The sequence below is a fragment of the Pedobacter metabolipauper genome (assembly GCF_004362715.1).
Lineage (GTDB): Bacteria > Bacteroidota > Bacteroidia > Sphingobacteriales > Sphingobacteriaceae > Pedobacter > Pedobacter metabolipauper.
In genome coordinates, this window is record NZ_SNYC01000006.1 from 265,451 (window position 1) to 284,761 (window position 19,311).

At 37.6% G+C, this 19,311-nt stretch carries 17 protein-coding genes; 6 read left to right on the forward strand and 11 right to left on the reverse strand.

What is annotated here, in order from left to right:
• Positions 1–362: 362 nt before the first annotated feature.
• The 3 genes from ATK78_RS17885 to sucD all read right to left on the reverse strand — a co-directional run bounded on the left by ATK78_RS17885 (position 363) and on the right by sucD (position 2,402).
• Entirely contained in the window at positions 363–797 is a 435-nt protein-coding gene (locus ATK78_RS17885; RefSeq protein WP_133577503.1) for a septal ring lytic transglycosylase RlpA family protein, read from the reverse strand.
• Positions 798–905: 108 nt separating this feature from the next.
• On the reverse strand, positions 906–1,385 hold the full coding sequence (locus ATK78_RS17890; protein WP_133577504.1) for a methionine-R-sulfoxide reductase: 480 nt from the start codon (positions 1,383–1,385) through the stop codon (positions 906–908).
• Between the two features lie 144 nt (positions 1,386–1,529).
• Positions 1,530–2,402 carry a succinate--CoA ligase subunit alpha gene (sucD, locus tag ATK78_RS17895; RefSeq protein ID WP_133577505.1) on the reverse strand — a complete coding sequence of 291 codons (873 nt, stop codon included), beginning with the start codon at positions 2,400–2,402 and terminating at the stop codon, positions 1,530–1,532.
• 100 nt (positions 2,403–2,502) lie between these two features.
• On the opposite strand from sucD, the gene ATK78_RS17900 reads away from it, so the two are divergent.
• A complete protein-coding gene (locus ATK78_RS17900) occupies positions 2,503–2,955 on the forward strand; it encodes a hypothetical protein (RefSeq protein WP_133577506.1) in 453 nt (150 codons plus the stop codon).
• On the opposite strand, the gene dctA is transcribed toward ATK78_RS17900, so the two are convergent.
• Positions 2,947–4,221 carry a C4-dicarboxylate transporter DctA gene (gene dctA, locus ATK78_RS17905; protein WP_133577507.1) on the reverse strand — a complete coding sequence of 425 codons (1,275 nt, stop codon included), beginning with the start codon at positions 4,219–4,221 and terminating at the stop codon, positions 2,947–2,949. The genes ATK78_RS17900 and dctA overlap by 9 nt on opposite strands.
• Before the next feature lie 353 nt (positions 4,222–4,574).
• Between dctA and ATK78_RS17910 the strand changes: the two genes are divergently transcribed.
• Positions 4,575–5,045 (forward strand): Lrp/AsnC family transcriptional regulator, encoded by a 471-nt coding sequence (locus tag ATK78_RS17910; protein ID WP_166664912.1) that lies wholly within the window; start codon positions 4,575–4,577, stop codon positions 5,043–5,045.
• A gap of 260 nt (positions 5,046–5,305) precedes the next feature.
• On the opposite strand, the gene ATK78_RS17915 is transcribed toward ATK78_RS17910, so the two are convergent.
• Both ATK78_RS17915 and truA read right to left on the reverse strand, forming a co-directional pair.
• Positions 5,306–7,081, reverse strand: a complete 1,776-nt coding sequence (locus ATK78_RS17915) for an ABC transporter ATP-binding protein (protein WP_133577509.1) — start codon at positions 7,079–7,081, stop codon at positions 5,306–5,308.
• Position 7,082: 1 nt separating this feature from the next.
• Positions 7,083–7,838, reverse strand: a complete 756-nt coding sequence (truA, locus tag ATK78_RS17920; protein WP_133577510.1) for a tRNA pseudouridine(38-40) synthase TruA — start codon at positions 7,836–7,838, stop codon at positions 7,083–7,085.
• 89 nt (positions 7,839–7,927) lie between these two features.
• On the opposite strand from truA, the gene ATK78_RS17925 reads away from it, so the two are divergent.
• Complete coding sequence (locus ATK78_RS17925; protein WP_133577511.1) at positions 7,928–8,386, forward strand: DUF4293 domain-containing protein; 459 nt, start codon at positions 7,928–7,930, stop codon at positions 8,384–8,386.
• Positions 8,387–8,470: 84 nt separating this feature from the next.
• Positions 8,471–10,357 (forward strand): DEAD/DEAH box helicase, encoded by a 1,887-nt coding sequence (locus ATK78_RS17930; RefSeq protein ID WP_208112396.1) that lies wholly within the window; start codon positions 8,471–8,473, stop codon positions 10,355–10,357.
• A 49-nt stretch (positions 10,358–10,406) separates the two neighbouring features.
• On the opposite strand, the gene ATK78_RS17935 is transcribed toward ATK78_RS17930, so the two are convergent.
• The 4 genes from ATK78_RS17935 to ATK78_RS17950 form a co-directional block, all read right to left on the reverse strand.
• Positions 10,407–10,727: a hypothetical protein gene (locus ATK78_RS17935; protein WP_133577512.1), complete on the reverse strand. Its 321-nt coding sequence runs from the start codon at positions 10,725–10,727 to the stop codon at positions 10,407–10,409.
• Between the two features lie 49 nt (positions 10,728–10,776).
• Positions 10,777–11,775 carry an NAD(P)H-dependent glycerol-3-phosphate dehydrogenase gene (locus ATK78_RS17940; RefSeq protein ID WP_133577513.1) on the reverse strand — a complete coding sequence of 333 codons (999 nt, stop codon included), beginning with the start codon at positions 11,773–11,775 and terminating at the stop codon, positions 10,777–10,779.
• Positions 11,776–11,856: 81 nt separating this feature from the next.
• Positions 11,857–13,200 carry an efflux RND transporter periplasmic adaptor subunit gene (locus tag ATK78_RS17945; RefSeq protein WP_133577514.1) on the reverse strand — a complete coding sequence of 448 codons (1,344 nt, stop codon included), beginning with the start codon at positions 13,198–13,200 and terminating at the stop codon, positions 11,857–11,859.
• 37 nt (positions 13,201–13,237) lie between these two features.
• The gene (locus tag ATK78_RS17950) at positions 13,238–14,581 is read right to left on the reverse strand and encodes a TolC family protein (protein ID WP_133577515.1); all 1,344 of its coding nucleotides are present in this window, start codon (positions 14,579–14,581) and stop codon (positions 13,238–13,240) included.
• 86 nt (positions 14,582–14,667) lie between these two features.
• Between ATK78_RS17950 and ATK78_RS17955 the strand changes: the two genes are divergently transcribed.
• Both ATK78_RS17955 and ATK78_RS17960 read left to right on the forward strand, forming a co-directional pair.
• Positions 14,668–15,285, forward strand: a complete 618-nt coding sequence (locus ATK78_RS17955; protein WP_133577516.1) for a polysaccharide deacetylase family protein — start codon at positions 14,668–14,670, stop codon at positions 15,283–15,285.
• Between the two features lie 301 nt (positions 15,286–15,586).
• On the forward strand, positions 15,587–17,866 hold the full coding sequence (locus ATK78_RS17960; protein WP_133577517.1) for an aconitate hydratase: 2,280 nt from the start codon (positions 15,587–15,589) through the stop codon (positions 17,864–17,866).
• A 78-nt stretch (positions 17,867–17,944) separates the two neighbouring features.
• On the opposite strand, the gene ATK78_RS17965 is transcribed toward ATK78_RS17960, so the two are convergent.
• Entirely contained in the window at positions 17,945–19,282 is a 1,338-nt protein-coding gene (locus ATK78_RS17965) for a GH1 family beta-glucosidase (protein WP_133577518.1), read from the reverse strand.
• Positions 19,283–19,311 lie beyond the last annotated feature (29 nt).

The following is a 19,311-nucleotide window of genomic DNA, read 5'->3' on the forward strand; positions in this document are numbered from 1 at the left end:
GTAATCAATGTGGATGTGAAACGCTTTTAATAAATTCTAAGAGTCACAGAAAGCATATTTAATTCTAAAGATTAAAAAGATTTGAACTTTTCGAGCAACCTTAAACAACTAAATATTAAAACTTTAACTAATGAACCTTTGTGTGATTTATTAAAGAATCTTACTAAACAAATATAAAGTTTGATGTGTTTTTTGTCTAACAAAGTTGTTAACACCGTGTGGGTTTCGGTTGTTCAGAAGATCACATTACATCAATAATCAACCATCAAAAAAGCTAATTATTTCTTTTTAAGGGTTTAGGGATTTTTTTAAATTGTTAATAATTTAAAAAAACTGACTATAACAACAGAATAGTTAAATGATTAATCAACATCAAGCACGTAGCTGATCTCTACTTTAGATTGTCCTTTTCTGTAAAAGCCGAGCTCCTTTGCTGCACCTTCAGAAACATCGATCATGTATTTTTTGGAATGCGGACCTCTGTCATTTACAACGACATCAATAGATTTTCCGTTTGATAGATTGGTTACGGTAACTATGGTACCAAAAGGTAGGGTTAAATGAGCGGCTGTCATCTTTTTTCCACGATACCGGGTTCCGCTTGTTGTTTTACGGCCTTCGAATTTTTTCGCATAGTAGGTTGCATAACCTGTTATTACAGAAACATTAGAAGAGACAGAATCTGCAGAATCTACAGGCGTTCTTATACTAACAACTGAGGCTTTATTTTCAGGCAGATTTTGAGCAAAACCTGCAAAAGACATTAGCATACCGCATAAAAATAAACAATACTTCATATTTACTATAGTTGGTGAGTTTGCAAACATAAGAAAACTAACCACTTATCCAATAAAAAGCCCGAGAAGTTTTCATCGGGCTTTCCAGTATTGTCATTAAGAATAATATTATTTCTTGTCTGGAACAAAATTCATAGAAATTGAGTTCACACAGTTCCTTGTATTTTTGGCTGTAAATCCTTCTCCAATAAAAACATGGCCTAAGTGCGCTTTACAATTTGCACATACGATTTCTGTACGCATCCCATCGGCATCAGGTATCCGCTCTACGGCACCTTTAATTTCATCGTCAAAGCTTGGCCATCCACAATCGGATTCAAACTTAGATTCAGAGCGGTATAATGGCGCATTACAACGTTTACAAGTATAGGTTCCCTTTTCTTTATTATTTAAGAGTGTACCTGTACCCGGGTATTCAGTACCCTTACGTACAATCACATCCTCTTCTGCTTTTGTTAATTTATTCCACTCCATATTTTTGGTCGTTTTTTTAGGCTCTTCTTTTTTAGGCTTTTGTGCACAGGCGCCAAAACTTGTCACTAATAACAGGCCGGCGACCACAAATGTTTTATTCAATAAAGCTTTCATAAGTTAAAAGGATTAGTTACTACAATATACGCTTCTGATTTCTTAATAGTTTCTTGCGACTGCCATAACAGTGTAAAGTTGATTCTATAAAAAAAGCTCCGATGAATAATCACCAGAGCTTTCGATTTATACAAGAAGATCTTATTATTTTTTTAACAGCTCTACCATAGCAGCACCAATTTCGGCAGGGCTTTCTACTACACGGATTCCGCATTCAGCCATAATTTTCATTTTGGCAGCAGCAGTATCATCGGCCCCTCCTACAATAGCACCAGCGTGACCCATTCTACGGCCAGCAGGAGCTGTTTGTCCGGCAATAAAGCCAACAACCGGCTTAGTGCCATTTTCTTTGATCCAGAGTGCTGCTTCGGCTTCCATACCACCACCAATTTCGCCAATCATGATGATACCTTCAGTTTCGGGATCATTCATTAGCAATTCTACAGCTTCTTTAGTTGTAGTACCAATAATTGGATCGCCTCCAATACCGATAGCGGTGGTGATTCCTAATCCTGCTTTTACAACCTGATCTACAGCTTCATAAGTAAGGGTTCCTGATTTAGAAACCACACCTACTGTTCCTTTTTTGAAGATAAAGCCTGGCATGATACCGATTTTTGCTTCATCCGCAGTAATTACACCAGGACAGTTAGGACCGATTAAACGGCAATCCTTATCAGAAATATATTCTTTAACCTGAATCATGTCCTTAGTAGGGATACCTTCAGTAATACAAACAATAACTTTAATTCCGGCTTCTGCAGCTTCCATAATTGCATCTGCAGCAAATGCTGGCGGAACAAAAATGATAGATACATTAGCTCCGGCTTGATCAACCGCGTCCTTTACCGTATTAAATACTGGTTTATCTAAATGCGTTTGGCCACCTTTTCCTGGTGTAACACCACCAACAACATTAGTTCCGTAATCAATCATTTGAGAAGCATGATAAGTACCCTCATTTCCTGTAAAGCCTTGAACAATAACTTTTGAATCTTTATTTACTAAAACACTCATGTATCTTTAATTTTTGTTGCAAAGCTAAGCTAATTGCATGTAAAGTCAAACAATAAAAGCTAATTTCCCGTTTCTTTATCAGATGTATTTAAAGCCTTGCATGAAACCACTTAAAATCTATTTCAAAATATTACAGAGCGGGAACGGGAAGTTCCTTAAAACCAAAAACGAGGTAAACAACCTGATTGTAGATCTCATTAATAAAAACCCCAGTAAGCCGGCATCTGTACTCAGGGAAATTGCTATTGAAGAATTTAAGAATGGCACTGAAGCTAAAAGGGTCTTGACTGAAAGTAGCAGCTTCTTTATTGATTCAGTGACCGATATTGAAATACTCATTACTTTCTTGCCACAGGAGCAGGTTCTTCATGAGCAGTTTTATATTCAATGGAGATATGTTCAGAACTCTGCTCCTTACCGGCTAATTCAATATTTAGACGACAACAAGGTAGTTGTTTACAGTGAAAAGACAAAAGTAATCCACACGGTTAAACTAGATAAAGGTATTTCTATTATTGCGGACGATGAATTGCCAAATAATTACTTAGGGTAATTCAGCTTCATTTCTCTCAATATTTGCTGGCCGAATAGCCAGCAAATATTTATCTTCATCAAATTCCTGTTCACTTTTAGCAATAACAATTGCTGCAATACCATTTCCAATCATATTGGTAATGGCACGCGCTTCAGACATGAACCGGTCTACACCAAGTAAAATAGCAATATGCTCTACAGGCATGATCTTTAAGGCAGTTAATGTTGATGCCAGCACAATAAAGCCACTTCCTGTTACACCTGCTGCTCCTTTAGAAGTAACCATCAGAACTGCCAAAACACTAATTTGCTGTCCAATAGACAGGTTTATATTAAATACCTGGCAAAGAAATATGACTGCCATAGAAAGGTAAATTGCAGTACCATCCAGGTTAAACGAGTATCCGGTAGGAATAACCAAGCCAACTACAGACTTTTTACAGCCAATAGCTTCCATCTTCTGCATCATACTTGGCAGAACAGACTCGGAGGAAGAGGTACCCAATACGATTAGAATCTCTTGTCTGATGTATTTTAAATACTGCCATAAACTAAATTTAAAATATCTGCAAATGGCATTTAAAACAACGAAGATGAATAAGAAACAGGTTAGATAAACAGCCCCCATTAGTTTGGCCATGGGCAAAAGGGTATGCAATCCGTAAGTACCCACGCTATATGCCATTCCGCCAAATGCACCCAGCGGAGCAATACGCATAACGACCTTCATAATGTTAAACAATACCTTGGATATTTTATCAAAGGTACCAAGTAAGGATTGTCCGTTTTCACCCATTTTACTTAATCCATAGCCAAATAAAATAGCAAAGAACAGGATCTGGAGAATATCGCCTTTGGCGAAAGATTCGAAAATGTTATGTGGAATAATATGGGCAAAGAAATCTGCCCAGTTAATTTCTCCTGCTTGTTCTGTATAGGTTTTTATTTTATTCACATCTCCTTCAGCAACCTGAACGCCTTGTCCGGGTTTAACTAAATTTGCAACCAGCATCCCAATGATGATAGCCAGGGTAGTTACTACTTCAAAATACAATAAGGCCTTTCCTCCTACACGGCCAACTTTTTTCATATCACCCATATGGGCAATACCTAAAACAATGGTTAGAAATATGATTGGCGCAATAAGCATACTGATCATATTTATAAAACTTTGGCTGATTAGTTTGGCATTCGGTGCAAAGCCCGGAAAAACTGATCCAACAGTAATACCTAACGCTATAGCAATAAGCACCTGAAAAGTAAGGTTAGAAAATATCTTTTTCATTATACGATAATAGCGATTTTTATAGAGAAAAGCTAAAAATTGAATTCCCGTGAATTTTGTGGATTAAGCTCCAAAAAAAACTTAACTCAATGGGTATTCGACAAATAATTCTGTCAAAACAAAATTAAATATGGCACATGAAAATAAAAAATATGGTTATCGGAGACTGCAAACAGCATTTATTAAATTAAAATATTATAAACATTAAAATATTTTATATATTAGTTTAATTGATTCACCTAATAGTTACCGCCTCATGCCCATATCTTCAGTTATCAACTCGTATTTTCATGAAAAATACGCTCCGGTCCACCAAGTATCAGATCTATTCATTTTATTAAACCGTTATGATCATGTTTAATATACCAGGATTAGATAGCATTGATCTGCAAATTCTGCAGATCCTTCAGGAAAATGCAAATGTTCCTGCTAAACAAATTGCAAAGTTGCTGCACAGATCCCTATCTGTAATATATGACAGAATTAGAATACTTAAGAAAAAGGGAATCATTCATTCGGGTATTATCTTACTAAACCATGAAAAGATACCAGGAATACTAATCGTTCATACCCTGATCAGTTTTACAGAACGCATTGAGGATTCCCTTGTGATCCTTAAGAAAATGATTTATAAGCATGATGAAGTAATGGAGTGTTATCAAGTTACTGGAAAATTTGATTTTAACATAAAGACAGTCACCCAAAATATGGCATCATATCACAAGTTACACATGGAACTTTCCGCAATTCCTTTTCTTGGCACAATAGAAAGCTATGTTGTAATTGCGGAACATAAGAATAAGACTGCCATTCAGCTCATTTAAAATTGACACTTCATTTAGTACACAAAGAGATATACTTCCACAGTTTGTCCATTTCAGTTCTCAATAAAATTAGCACTGATTGTTGGCATCAGCTATTTGATGCTGTTTAAGAGGCTTTTGTAAATTTGGCTTGTTTATTGACTTTATTAAATCAGATATATCGGGGAGAAGAAGTGAGAATGATTGAGGGCAACAAGTATATCATTTTCTGGACTAAGTTGGTATGACGAAGAGGGACGTCATACCGACGAGGTTCAGTATTAAACAACAGTCTTAATTCCTCCTGAGGTAAACTGCAGATCATACAATCGTTTGTAATATCCATTTAGCTTGAGTAACTCCTGATGTGTTCCCTTTTCTTTGATTTCACCTTTATCCAGCACAATGATCTCATCTGCTTTTTGTATTGTTGATAAACGATGTGCAATGACAATAGATGTTCTTCCTTGCATTAGATTTTCAATAGCCCGCTGAATAAGCATTTCTGTTTCTGTATCTACTGAAGAGGTAGCTTCATCAAGTACCAAAATAGAAGGATTATAAACCAGTGCCCTAATAAATGAAATAAGCTGAGCTTGTCCTGCAGACAATGTTGCTCCACGTTCCATTACATTATATTGATAACTACCCGGCAGTTTCTCAATAAAATCATGAGCACCTACTTTCTTAGCCGCATCAACAACCTGTTCCATTCTGATCTCTGGATTATTGAGCGTAATATTATTAAAGATCGTGTCTGAAAAAAGAAATACATCCTGAAGTACTGTTGCAATATTACTTCTTAAATAATTGAGTTCATAATCCTTAATGCTTATCCCATCAATTTTAATCTTTCCCTTTTGGATCTCATAAAAACGGTTTAAAATGTTAATTGTAGATGATTTACCAGCTCCTGTAGCCCCAACCAGTGCAACTGTTTTTCCTGCTTTCACCTCAAATGAAATATTCTTGAGTACATAATTCTCTTCATTATATGCGAACCAAACCTGATTAAACGAGATTCCTCCCTCCATTTTGTCTGGCGCAAAAACTCCTGTGTTTTCGGTGCTTTCATCTGTATCCAGCACTTTAAATACGCGTTCTGCTCCTACCATTCCCATTTGAAGTGTATTAAACTTATCTGCAAGCTCCCGAATTGGTCTGAACAGCATACCGATATAGATAATAAACGAAGCGATCGTACCTGGTGTAACATCGAGCGGTTTATCCAAGATACTTTTGGAGCCGTACCATACCAACAGGCCCAAAGACATGGCAGAAATTATTTCTACAACTGGAAAGAAAATAGAATAATACCAGTTGGAGCGGATATTTGCATCGCGGTAGCGCCCATTTATTTTTAGAAACTTTTTATACTCCTGCTCTTCACGGGCAAAATATTGAATAATAGAGATCCCTGTAATGTGTTCCTGCAGGTAGGTATTTAAATTAGAAACTTCTGTTCTTATTTCCTGAAAAGCTGATTTAATAGATTTCTGAAAAATGGAAGTCGCAAATACAAGCAAGGGCATTGGCAATAGCACAACAATAGTTAACGCCCAGTCTGTATAGAGCATAACCCCAATCATAACAATTACCATAAGTACATCGCCAATAATTACAATCAGCCCTTCTGAAAAGATCTCTGCTATAGTTTCCAGATCAGATACCGTACGTGTTATAAGCTGACCAATAGGTGTTTTATCAAAATACTTAAGGCGAAGCTGTGTGATATGATTGAACACATTAATTCGCAGATCCCGTATTGCCGATTGCCCAAGCATATTGGTTAAGAGCGTGTGACTAAATTGGATTACTGCTTGTAATACCAGAAGTATAAGCATAACAATAGTCATGGAAAGCAATCCGGAGTAATCATCTTTCATAATGTAATTATCCAGGGTATACTGGATTAAAAATGGCCTTACAGGCGCAACTATAGCCAGTAAAACAGTAAGGACAATTGCCCATACAAAGATTTTGTGGTACGGCTTCACGTATTGAAAAACCCTTCTGAGTAAGCTTATGTTAAATGCGTCGCCTGTTATTTTAGACATATTATTGTATAAAGGGATAAGTTACACGAACCAGATACAATCCGCAGGCCGGAACAGATTGCCCGGCACTGCTTCGATCCTTACTTTCTATAATTTCTTTAAACTGCGCTAAGGTAATTTCATTTTTCCCAATTCTCACTAAAGTACCCACAATTGCACGCACCATGTTTCTTAAAAACCGGTCTGCACTTATGGTAAATACAAGTCCATCTTCTTTTTCCTCAAAATATGCGGTTGTAATTTTACAGTTATTCGTAAACGTTTGTGTGTTTGATTTACTAAAGCAAGAGAAATCTGTATACTGGAATAATATTTTTGCAGCTTCGTTCATTACATGAACATCAAGGCTTCCTTTAAATAACCAGGACCGGTCTAATTTAAATGGATCTTTATGAAAATGGATGTGATACTGATAAGCCCTTTCTGTGGCATCAAATCTGGCATGTGCTGTATCTGCTACTTCAAACACTCGTTTAACGGCGATTTGATATGGCAAAAGTGAGTTTATTCCAGAAATAGAACGGGAAAGATCTTTTGGGTTTTGATCTGCTTCAAGCTGTAAATCAAAATGTGCGTAAAATTGGCTGGCGTGAACGCCGCTGTCTGTTCGTCCGCAACCAAGGGAAGTAACAATTTGTCTAAAATAAGTTGACAATGCGGTATCCAAACACTGTTGTACGGTTAATGCATTTGGCTGTATTTGCCATCCATGGTATCCGGTGCCGTTATAAGACAATTCAATAAAGTAACGCTGCATGTTCAATATGCAAATTTATCTTTTTAATCTTAATAACAGATTGGTTAGTATAGGTCTTTTAATATATTTGTTGAAACTATTGAACTGATATGATACAAAGAGTACAATCTATATGGCTTTTTCTAGCGAGCGTTGCTATTTTTTTATTACTGATTATACCTATTGTCTCCAAACAGGAAGCGGGGGTTGAGACCTGGATTCAGGGCAGCGGCCTTTATAAGGAAAGCAATGGTATTAAAGAGAAAATTGACTCTTCTAATCCACTGGTAATTAACATTATTGCGGTAGGCATTCTATGCTTTGTTGCCATATTTACTTTTAAAAACAGAACTTTGCAAAAACGTATGATTTGGGTTTGCATGGTATTGATCATATCACTTTCTTTTTGGATATACTTATTTTGCGGAGTGCTTCCTGGTGGAATTACTATGGCCAGCTACGGTGTAGGGGCCTTTTTACCTATACTTTCATTCTTTTTTTGCATACTGGGCTTAAGGGGAATCCGTAAAGATGAGCAATTATTAAAATCAGCAGACAGGCTAAGATAATTAATCTGCTCATTTTTATTTAGTTACGGTACTGTAAAATACCAATTATTAAGCTTACCTTTGCGGCTTAATAAATTATAATACATGATAAACCCATTTAGTAAATTGGGGATAAGTGATGACGTTGTTAATGCCGTAAAGGATTTAGGTTTCGAAAATCCAACACCTATTCAGGAACAAAGTATTCCTGTGCTGTTAGAGGGCAATAACGATTTTGTTGGTTTGGCCCAAACAGGAACAGGAAAGACAGCAGCATTTGGTTTGCCGCTGTTAGAGTTGATAGACTTTAAAAGCAATAAGCCTCAGGCATTGATTTTATGCCCTACCAGAGAGCTTTGCTTACAGATTACCAGCGACATCAAGAATTTCTCAAAAAACATCTCTGGTGCAAATGTAGTTGCCGTTTACGGTGGCGCAAACATTATGCAGCAGTTGCGTGAAATTAGAATCGGTGTACAAATTGTAGTGGCTACACCGGGCCGTATGTTAGATATTATTGGCCGTAAGGCTATAGATTTCACCAATGTGAAATATGTAGTTTTAGATGAGGCTGATGAAATGTTAAACATGGGCTTCCAGGAAGATATAAACGACATTTTGTCGACAACTCCTGATGACAAAAAAACTTGGTTATTCTCTGCTACTATGCCTCCTGAGGTTAGAAGAATAGCTAAAAATTACATGGATTCGCCAGTTGAGCTTACCATGGGAACAAAAAATACGGGTAACGTAAATATTGAGCATGAGTACTATATTGTACGGGCAAGAGATAAATACGCGGCGCTAAAACGCATTGTAGATTTTAATCCTGAGATTTTTGCTGTAGTATTTTGCAAAACCAAACTGGATACGCAAGATGTTGCTGAGCATTTGATCAAAGATGGCTACAATGCTGATGCATTGCATGGCGATCTTTCTCAACAACAACGGGATAAGGTTATGCAGCGCTTCCGCGAACGTAACATGCAGTTGTTAATTGCTACTGACGTTGCTGCCCGTGGTATTGATGTAAATAACGTTACTCACGTAATCAATTACTCTTTACCTGATGAAATTGAAAGTTATACCCACCGTAGCGGTCGTACTGGTCGTGCCGGGAAAACAGGTATTTCAATCTGTATCATCAATTCTAAAGAAATCGGTAAAATCCGTCAAATTGAACGGATCATTGGTAAACAATTTACTAAAGCTGAACTGCCTACTGGTTTCGATGTTTGCGAAAAACAATTGTTTTCTTTGGTTCACAAGGTTCACAATGTTGAAGTTAACGAGAGCCAGATTGAGCAATACATTCCACGTATAATGGATGAGTTTGCTGAATTAAGCAAAGAAGATGTAATCAAACGTTTTGCTTCTTTAGAGTTTAACCGCTTCTTAGAATACTATAAAAATGCACCTGATCTAAATTCTTCTGCTGATGACAGAGGAGAGCGCAGCGAACGTGGTGAACGTGGTTCAAGAAGTAGCGAAGGTTATACCCGTCTATTCATTAACTTAGGTTCTGTTGACGACTTTACAAGAGGTGATCTATTATCTTTTGTTTGTAATAACGGTAAAATTAGCGGAAAAAGCATTGGTAAAATAGATCTAAAAGGTGTTTATTCATTCTTTGAAGTTGAAAATGCTACTGTAGAATCTCTATTTGCAAACTTCAAAGCGGTTGAATTTAACAATCGTGGCGTAAGGATTGAAAAAACTGCTGAAGGTGAAGGCGGAAGCGGCGGCGGTCGTAGTCGTGGTGGATTTGGCGGAGAACGCAGAAGCGGTGGCGGCGGTTACGCTGGAAAACGTGAAGGCGGAAGCGGAGAAAGAAGAAGCTACAGCGGTGGTGCTGGTGGCGGCAGGCGTGAAGGTGGAAACAGCAGTGGTGGTTTCAGAGATTTCTCTGGAAGAAGCCGTGAAGAAAGAGGTGGAAATTCTGGTGGTGGCAGACGCGAAGGCGGAAGCAGCGACAGAAAACGCAGATCGTAATCGAAATTCTAAATATAAAGCCCTTTGAAAATTTCAAAGGGCTTTTTTATTAATTTACTGGCCTTGTTTTTATTTCTGATGCTTTCAAATAGACTTTTCCACCTTTTTTATTGATGTAATACTTTCTATTTTTACCATCAATATATACGTTTGAGCCGTCTGGCGCCATCTTGCCTTTATAGGTTTGATCAACAACCTTTGCACTTCCTTTAACAGTAACCTCTGCGGTTTTATTACCTACTTTTTTAGCTGTTTTATTAATTGTTGTACCCACACTTTCCTTTTTCTTTTTTTCTTGTGCAGGAGAGGAGAAACCAATTGCAATGCTCATGGCAAGGGTTAATAACCCTGTTAAATATCTTGTTTTCATAGTCGTAGTATTTGTTAAGCAACAAATGCAATACGTTTTTGTTTTTACACTAGCTCAACTGCTCGGTAAGCAGACGCATTTCAATGTGCGGAGAATGTTTTTCATAAAGGATAGCATATACTGCCCGGCTTATTGGCATATCAACTTTATATTTTTTATTAATGTGGTGCATACAGTTTACGGCATAATATCCTTCGGCTACCATAGCCATTTCCAACTGTGCTGATTTTACAGTATATCCTTTACCAATCATATTACCGAAGGTACGGTTGCGGCTGAATTGCGAATAAGCAGTTACCAGCAGATCTCCCAAATAGGCAGATTCTTTGATATCCCGCGAAATGGGATGTACAATATCCACGAACCTATTGATCTCACGAATCGCATTTGAAATTAAAACAGCCTGAAAATTATCACCATATCCAACGCCATGACAAATACCACTTGCCACTGCATAAATATTTTTCAGAACCGCAGCATATTCGGTACCGAAAATATCATCAGAAACATTGGTTTTTATATACCTGGTATTAAGAAGACCAGCAAATGTCGATGCAAGATCCACATTTACAGACGCTATAGTGAGGTATGATAATTTCTCCAATGCCACTTCTTCTGCATGACATGGCCCGCTGATCACAACAATATCCTCAAGGGGCACGTTATATTTTTGATTTATAAATTCTCCGATGATCAAATTTTCATCAGGTACAATTCCTTTAATTGCAGAAATGATCTTTTTACCTTTCAACTGTTCCGGAGTGATATCTTTTAGGGTTTCTTTAAGAAATGCTGCCGGCACATTTAAGATGACGTAATCAGCATTGCTGATAATTTCCGAGATATCATTAGAAATGTGTGTTTCAGGTATCCTGATCTCTACAGAACTCAGGTAATTTGGATTGTGTTTATATTTTTGAAGATGCGCTATAGCTTCGGCATTCCGCATCCACCAATAGATCTCCTTAGCAGTAATATTATCTGAAAGCATTTTTATGATTGCGGTAGCCCAGCTCCCGCCACCAATCATTGCAACTCTAGGCATCATAGTTTTATAAATAAAAAAACCCGGCTTAATGTTTTAAACCGGGGCAATTTACTTATTTAAAATGACTGATATTGTTTACTTTTATTTCGCTGCGTTAAACAGTTGATCTTTAGTAGTTTTTTCTACTTTCATACCATCCTTTAACCGGTTTTGAATGGCCGAATAAGGTCCTGATACTACATCCTGACCTGCTTTAAGTCCTGTTTTAACAATAATATACTGATCGTTCTGAATACCTGTTGTAACTTCTACCTTCTTTATTGTTCCGGCATTGAACAGGTAAACATATTGCTTAACTGTTTTATCATTAAGTTTCGATTTTTGTTTATCAGCATTCTGGTCATTATTCTCTGTATTGGGCTTCGCTTTATTTTTATCTTCAGTAAATACAGCCTGAATTGGTATAGCCAATCCTTTGACAGATTCACTTTCAATATCCACAGTTGCCGAAAGGCCTGGCCTGAATGGAGACGGTAAATCCTTAGCACCACCTTTAACATCATTATAGGATTCTGCTATGATACGCACTTTAACATTAAAGTTAGTTACCTGATCTACGGAACTTGTAGTTGTACCAATATCTTTTGAGGAGCTTGCAATTTCTGTTACAACGCCTTTAAATTTCTTATCTGCAAATGCATCTACTTCAATCACCGCACTGTCACCAACATTAACCCGGTTAATATCATTTTCATTGACATCAACATTTACTTCCATTGATGAAAGATTGGATATTCTCATGATCTCTGTACCTGCCATTTGAGCTGTACCAAGAATACGATCACCCAACTCTACCGATAACTTGGAAATCACTCCATCAACCGGCGCAAAAATCGTTGCTTTAGCTAAATTTGCATTCGCTTCCTGAACATTCGCTCCTGATTGCTCTAACATAAATTTAGCGGATGTTACGTCCTCTTTAGCCCTTCCCAAATTTGTTTTTGCCGTTAAATAAGCAGCTTTCGCAGCATCAAATTCTGATGCAGAGATTACTTTTTTATTAAAAAGTTCGACATTACGCTTGTAAGTAGCTTCTGCATTTATAAAATTTCCTTCGCTCTGCTGCAGCATTTGTTGTGAAGATGCTACACTCGCTCTTTGAGAACTATATGAAGCGACTGCCCTATCGTATCCCGATTTTAATACATCTGGCCTTACTTTACAAAGCAGCTGGCCTTTTTTTACCACATCACCTTCTTTAACTAAAAGCTCTGTAACCTCTCCAGACACCTCAGAGCTCAATTTAACCTCGGTTTCTGGTTGGATCTTACCACTTGCTGTAACCGTTTCGATCACTTTCCGGTCTGTGGTTTTCTCTATAGTAACCTTTTCAATTTTTTCTCCTCCAATAAGGCCGGTAAGCTTTGCTATCACTAGTAATGCAATGATTACACCTAGAATAATTAATATGGGTTTTAGTTTCATTTGTTCTATTTTTTGTTTTCTATTTTATTATGGTTACTTAGAATATAATTTGTTTACCTAAGTAGTAGTCTATCACTTTTGCTTTAAATAATAAATCGTATTTAGCCCTTATATTATCAATCTCTGCCCTATTCCGGTTTGTTAATGAGGTACTGTAATCCAGTGAATTTACCAAACCAACATTATAGCGTTGCTCAATCACTGCAAATGCTTCCTGACGGGCATTAAATGTTTTTGTAGTAGATTCGTAGGTACTTTCAGCCGCTTTCAGATCTGCCACTGCCTGATAAATGATCTTATTCAGATTATTTTTTGCCAGTTGCTCATCTGCCTGAAATTGCTGCAGATTAATTCTCGCCCTGGTTACTCCTGAGCGAGCCTGCAGTCCATTAAAAATGGGAATGCTCAAACTCATACCAACTCTTTTAGAAATATTATTTTCAATCTGTTTTCCGAAAGCTACATTTGGATTTTCAGGTCTTGCATTATAGTTGTAGAAATAACCCGTTCCGTAACCTCCGCTTAAAGATAGCCTTGGATACAAACTCCCTTTTGCAATATCTATACCTCTTTTTGCAACTTCCGTTTGCAATCCTGCAAGTTTAATATCTGGAAAAATACGCATAGACTCTGAATACACTTGTTCAGGGTTATAATTTGTTGACGGCTTATTAAAGCTAGACAGTACAGGGGCCTGTATGTCATATCTTGTAGCAGATGGAATGTCCATCAATTGGGCCAAGGTAAGATATGAAATGGTTAAGGCATTGGTAGCGGTTGTAACATCAAGCTCAGCGGTTGCTACAAGCGATCTTGATTCAGCTACATCTGCAAGGGTCTTATTACCTACGTTTAATAGTTCTTGTTGTTGCGTTAACTGTTCTTGAGAAACTACCAATTGTTGTTGTGCAGCTTTCAAGCGGTCTTTATTGTATAAAATGTCAAGATAAGATGTAATTACCTGTAAAGTCAGGTCATTTTTCAACTTTTCTGTACTTGCCTTTCCCGATTCTAATAAGACCTTATTCTGTCTGATCTGGTTAATTTTAGAAAATCCGTTAAACAAATCGACTCCAGCACTTGCGTCTGGGCCGAAGTTATAGTTTTGTGTGTTTTCGTAAATTCCGGAAGTACCCGAGTTATTACGTCCCCATGCCATGCTCTGAGAAATTCCTGCACTAAGGGTTGGATACAAAGCCAATTTTGCCTGTTTTAAGTTCTCATCTGCCAGGCTTTCACTGAGCTCTGCCTTTTTAACCTGAAGATTATTATTTAGTGTTTTTTCAATAGCCTGCTGTATGGTGATGACCTCCTGCGCGGCAGATCTCTGAATAAAACCTGCAATAAGCAAAAGAGACAATACTAGGGGAAGCTTTTTCATAATTTAATTTTCACAATATTAATATAAACAACTCTTTGATTTTGTAAATTTTCAAGTACACCAATTGTATTTTATTACATTTGCGGATGTACCTGGTCAAATCTCCACTTTTATTAAAATGGTATTATCCGTCGTTAACCTGGAGCAGGTCCAGTGATCAAAAAGTTATTTATTTAACCTTTGACGATGGACCTATACCCGATGTTACAACGTTCGTATTAAAAACTTTAAAAAGCTTTAATGCGAAAGCTACGTTTTTCTGTATCGGAGATAACATTTGTAAACATCCCTACATTTTTGAACAGATAAAGAACGATGGACACAGCATCGGCAACCATACTTTTAACCATTTAAAAGGATGGGTAACACCGGATGATGTATACCTTGAAAACTTTCAAAAATGCCAGGAATTAACCGGCACAAATTTATTTCGCCCGCCTTACGGAAGAATCAAAAGATCACAGATCACCAAACTCCGTTCTATGCTTCCAGATCTTAATATTGTGATGTGGAATGTATTAAGCGGAGATTTTGATATTGAACTTGATCCCAAAAAATGCTGCTCTAATGTGATCAGAAATACTGGAAACGGTTCTATAGTTGTATTTCATGATAGTTTAAAAGCTTACGAACGTCTTACATATGCGTTACCTGAAGTGTTGAAACATTTTAGTAAAATGGGCTATAGATTTGATTCTCTCTAATTCTTCTGATCTAAATTCATCTAACAGTCTGCTAACGTCAGGCCAAAAGAATCTTCTGACTCAAAACCTTACTTATCAATATATTAACGAATATCTTTGAATATGAGATGTTCATTAATGGACAATAGTGTTCAAAAGCGATCGGAAAAAATAGATCTGTTAAATCAGTATTATTTATTATACTTAATTATTTAGAATATATATAAATAATATAATGATTTACAGATGATGTCTTACCCCTGTTTTTTTTTGTAAATTCGCTACAAATAATAAATACTTACCCTTTTAACACATATCATCAATGGCTTTTGATATTGAAATGATCAAAAAGGTGTATGCAAACTTTGGCCCCCGTACTGAGGCGGCACGTAAATTAGTAGGCAGACCTTTAACACTTTCAGAAAAAATACTTTACACCCATCTTTGGGATGGAAATACAAATACCGTTTACATTAGAGGTACTGATTATGTAGATTTTGCTCCTGACCGTGTGGCTATGCAAGATGCTACTGCACAAATGGCTTTATTGCAATTTATGCAGGCTGGAAGACCAAAAGTTGCTGTTCCATCTACCGTGCATTGTGATCACCTGATCACTGCAAAAAATGGTGCTGAAATAGATCTACCTGCTGCAAATACTGAAAGTAAGGAAGTATTTGACTTTTTGGCTTCTGTTTCTAACAAATATGGTATTGGTTTCTGGAAACCAGGTGCGGGTATTATTCATCAGGTTGTATTAGAAAATTATGCTTTTCCTGGTGGAATGATGATAGGTACTGATTCACACACCGTAAATGCTGGTGGTTTAGGTATGGTTGCTATTGGTGTTGGTGGTGCTGATGCATGTGACGTGATGGCCGGACTGCCATGGGAACTTAAATTCCCGAAATTAATTGGTGTTAAGCTAACTGGAAAACTGAATGGATGGACGTCTGCTAAAGATGTGATCTTAAAGGTTGCCGGTATTCTTACTGTTAAAGGCGGTACTGGTGCCATTGTTGAGTATTTTGGTGAAGGTGCAACCAGTATGAGCTGTACAGGTAAAGGTACAATCTGTAATATGGGTGCAGAGATTGGCGCAACGACTTCTACTTTTGGATACGATGAAAGCATGGAGCGTTATCTACGTGCTACAGACAGATCAGAAGTTGCCGATGCTGCAAATGAAATTAAAGAACATTTAACCGGAGATCCTGAGGTTTATGAGGATCCTGAAAAATATTTTGACCAGATCATTGAGATCAATCTTTCTGAGCTTGAACCATATCTGAACGGCCCTTTTACCCCGGATCTGGCTACGCCTATTTCTAAAATGAAAGAGGTTGCTGAAGCAAACGGATGGCCAATGAAGATTGATGTTGGTTTGATCGGGTCTTGTACAAACTCATCCTATGAAGATATTTCAAGGGCTGTAAGTATTGCAAGACAGGTTGCAGAAAAGGGTCTGGTTGCTAAAGCTGAGTATTGTATTAATCCTGGATCAGAGCAAATTCGCTATACAATTCACCGTGACGGTTTTTTAGACGTATTCGAAGGCATAGGTGCTAAGGTATTTACCAACGCTTGCGGACCTTGTATTGGCATGTGGGATCGGGTTGGTGCGGAGAAGCAGGAAAGAAATACCATTGTTCACTCGTTTAACAGGAACTTTGCTAAACGTGCCGATGGTAACCCAAATACTTTCGCATTTGTAGGTTCTCCTGAACTGGTAACTGCTTTGGCTATAGCTGGTGATCTAAGTTTTAATCCATTAACCGATACATTAACAAATAATAAAGGTGAACAGGTTAAGTTAGATGAACCATCAGGCTATGAGTTGCCTGTTAAAGGATTTGCTGTTGAGGATGCCGGTTACCAAAAACCAGCTGAAGATGGAAGCGGTGTTCAGGTCCTTGTTTCTCCAACATCACACAGGTTACAACTGCTTGATCCATTTAAAGCTTGGGAAGGCACTGATATTTTCGGATTAAAATTGCTTATTAAAGCAAAGGGAAAATGTACTACGGATCATATTTCTATGGCTGGTCCTTGGTTAAAGTTCCGCGGCCATCTAGACAACATCTCTAATAACATGCTGATTGGTGCGGTTAACTATTTTAACGACAAGACAGATTCTGTTAAAAATAATTTAACTGGTGAGTATGGTCCGGTACCTGCTACTCAGCGCGCTTATAAAGCAGAAGATCTTGGATCTATCGTAGTGGGAGATGAAAATTATGGTGAAGGGTCTAGCCGTGAACACGCTGCTATGGAGCCTCGTCATTTAGGTGTCCGTGCGGTATTGGTTAAATCTTTTGCCCGTATTCACGAAACTAACCTTAAAAAACAGGGGATGCTTGGGCTAACCTTTGTTAACAAAGATGATTATGAGAAAATACTTGAGGACGATGTAATTGACATCATTGGTTTAACCACATTTACGCCTAACCTTCCACTTACATTGGTGTTAAACCATGCTGATGGAACTAAAGAAAGTATTTCTGTAAATCATAGTTATAACGCACAACAAATTGAATGGTTTAAAGCTGGTGGTGCATTAAATATCATTAGAAGAGAAGCAGCTAAAAATGCAACCATCTAATTACTAAAATAATTTAAACAAAAAAGGCTTCTGGTTATTATACCGGGAGCCTTTTTTGTTATTGACATCTTAATTTGGCTATGTGTTTAAAAATTCTTTAAACCAAAGACCAGAATCTTTAATCGTACGCTTTTGAGTTTTAAAGTCATTATATACAAGCCCAAACCGGGCATTGAATCCTTCTGCCCATTCAAAATTATCCATTAATGTCCATGCCATATAGCCTGTGATATTTAAGCCTTCCTGTTTTGCTTTTAAAAGCGCTTTTAAGTACTCCTTAAAGTAATTGATCCGATCATGGTCATGTATATTACCCTGCTCCAGTTTGTCATGATATGAAGCGCCATTCTCTGTGATCATCAAGCTTCTGATATTCGGGTAGGCTGCAAATTTTTTAATTACATTATAAAAAGCATCTCCGTTAACTTCCCATCCCATAGCAGTATGAGGCTTCTTTCGGTTCTTTGCCTTAACCTCCCATGCCTGAAGAACCGGTATGAACGCGTTGTATTTTATGGTAATTGGAAAATAGTTCTGTAAACCTATAAAATCAAAGTCGAAGGTTAGTCGTTCTGTATGACGCCAGGTAGAATGCTGAACTGCAAATTTATCCATTACCTCCCATTCTGCCCCAGGATAGCCCATGCCTAAGCAAGGCTCTATAAACAGCCGGTTCATAAGGCAATCTACCCGCTTCGCTGCTGTTATATCTGCCTCACTTTGTGTATATGGTATAACCTCTGAGCAGGAGAAACTAGTACCAATATTTGCACCTTTAACTTCTGATCTTAAAATTCTTCCTCCATCTGCCTGTGCAATTGCAGTATGGTGAACTGCGGAGAAGAAATTAGTAAGTCCTGTTTTCCCCGGAGCATGTATGCCAAGCATATAACCTAATGAAGTAAAGCCAAAGGGCTCATTGAGTACAATCCAGTTCTTAACCTTATCCCCGTACGTTCTTGCACAAATTAAAACAAACGTATTAAAAGCATTATTAACACTGTAGCTCGTCCAGCCTCCTTCTTCTTCCAATGCATCTGGCAGATCCCAATGATACAATGTGATATATGGAACCAATCCGTTAAGCAGGCACTCATCAATAACACGGTGATAAAACCGGATTCCTTCTTCATTAATTGGTGCATGCCCATTTGGAAGAATTCTTGGCCATGAAATAGAAAAACGAAAAATGCCAAACCCAAGTGCTTTTACCAAAGCGATATCAGTTTTATAGCTGTGGTAGAAATCACAAGCCATAACTGGCTGATGGCCGTTCTTTATTTTACCGGATCTTTTTGAAAAAGTGTCCCAAATTGATGGCCCTTTACCATATAGATCTGACGCACCTTCAATTTGTGCAGCAGCTACAGCCACACCCCATGAAAAATCACTACCAAAATCTGAAGCTTTAATCATATCTGCTAATATCCGGCAATATGGGATAA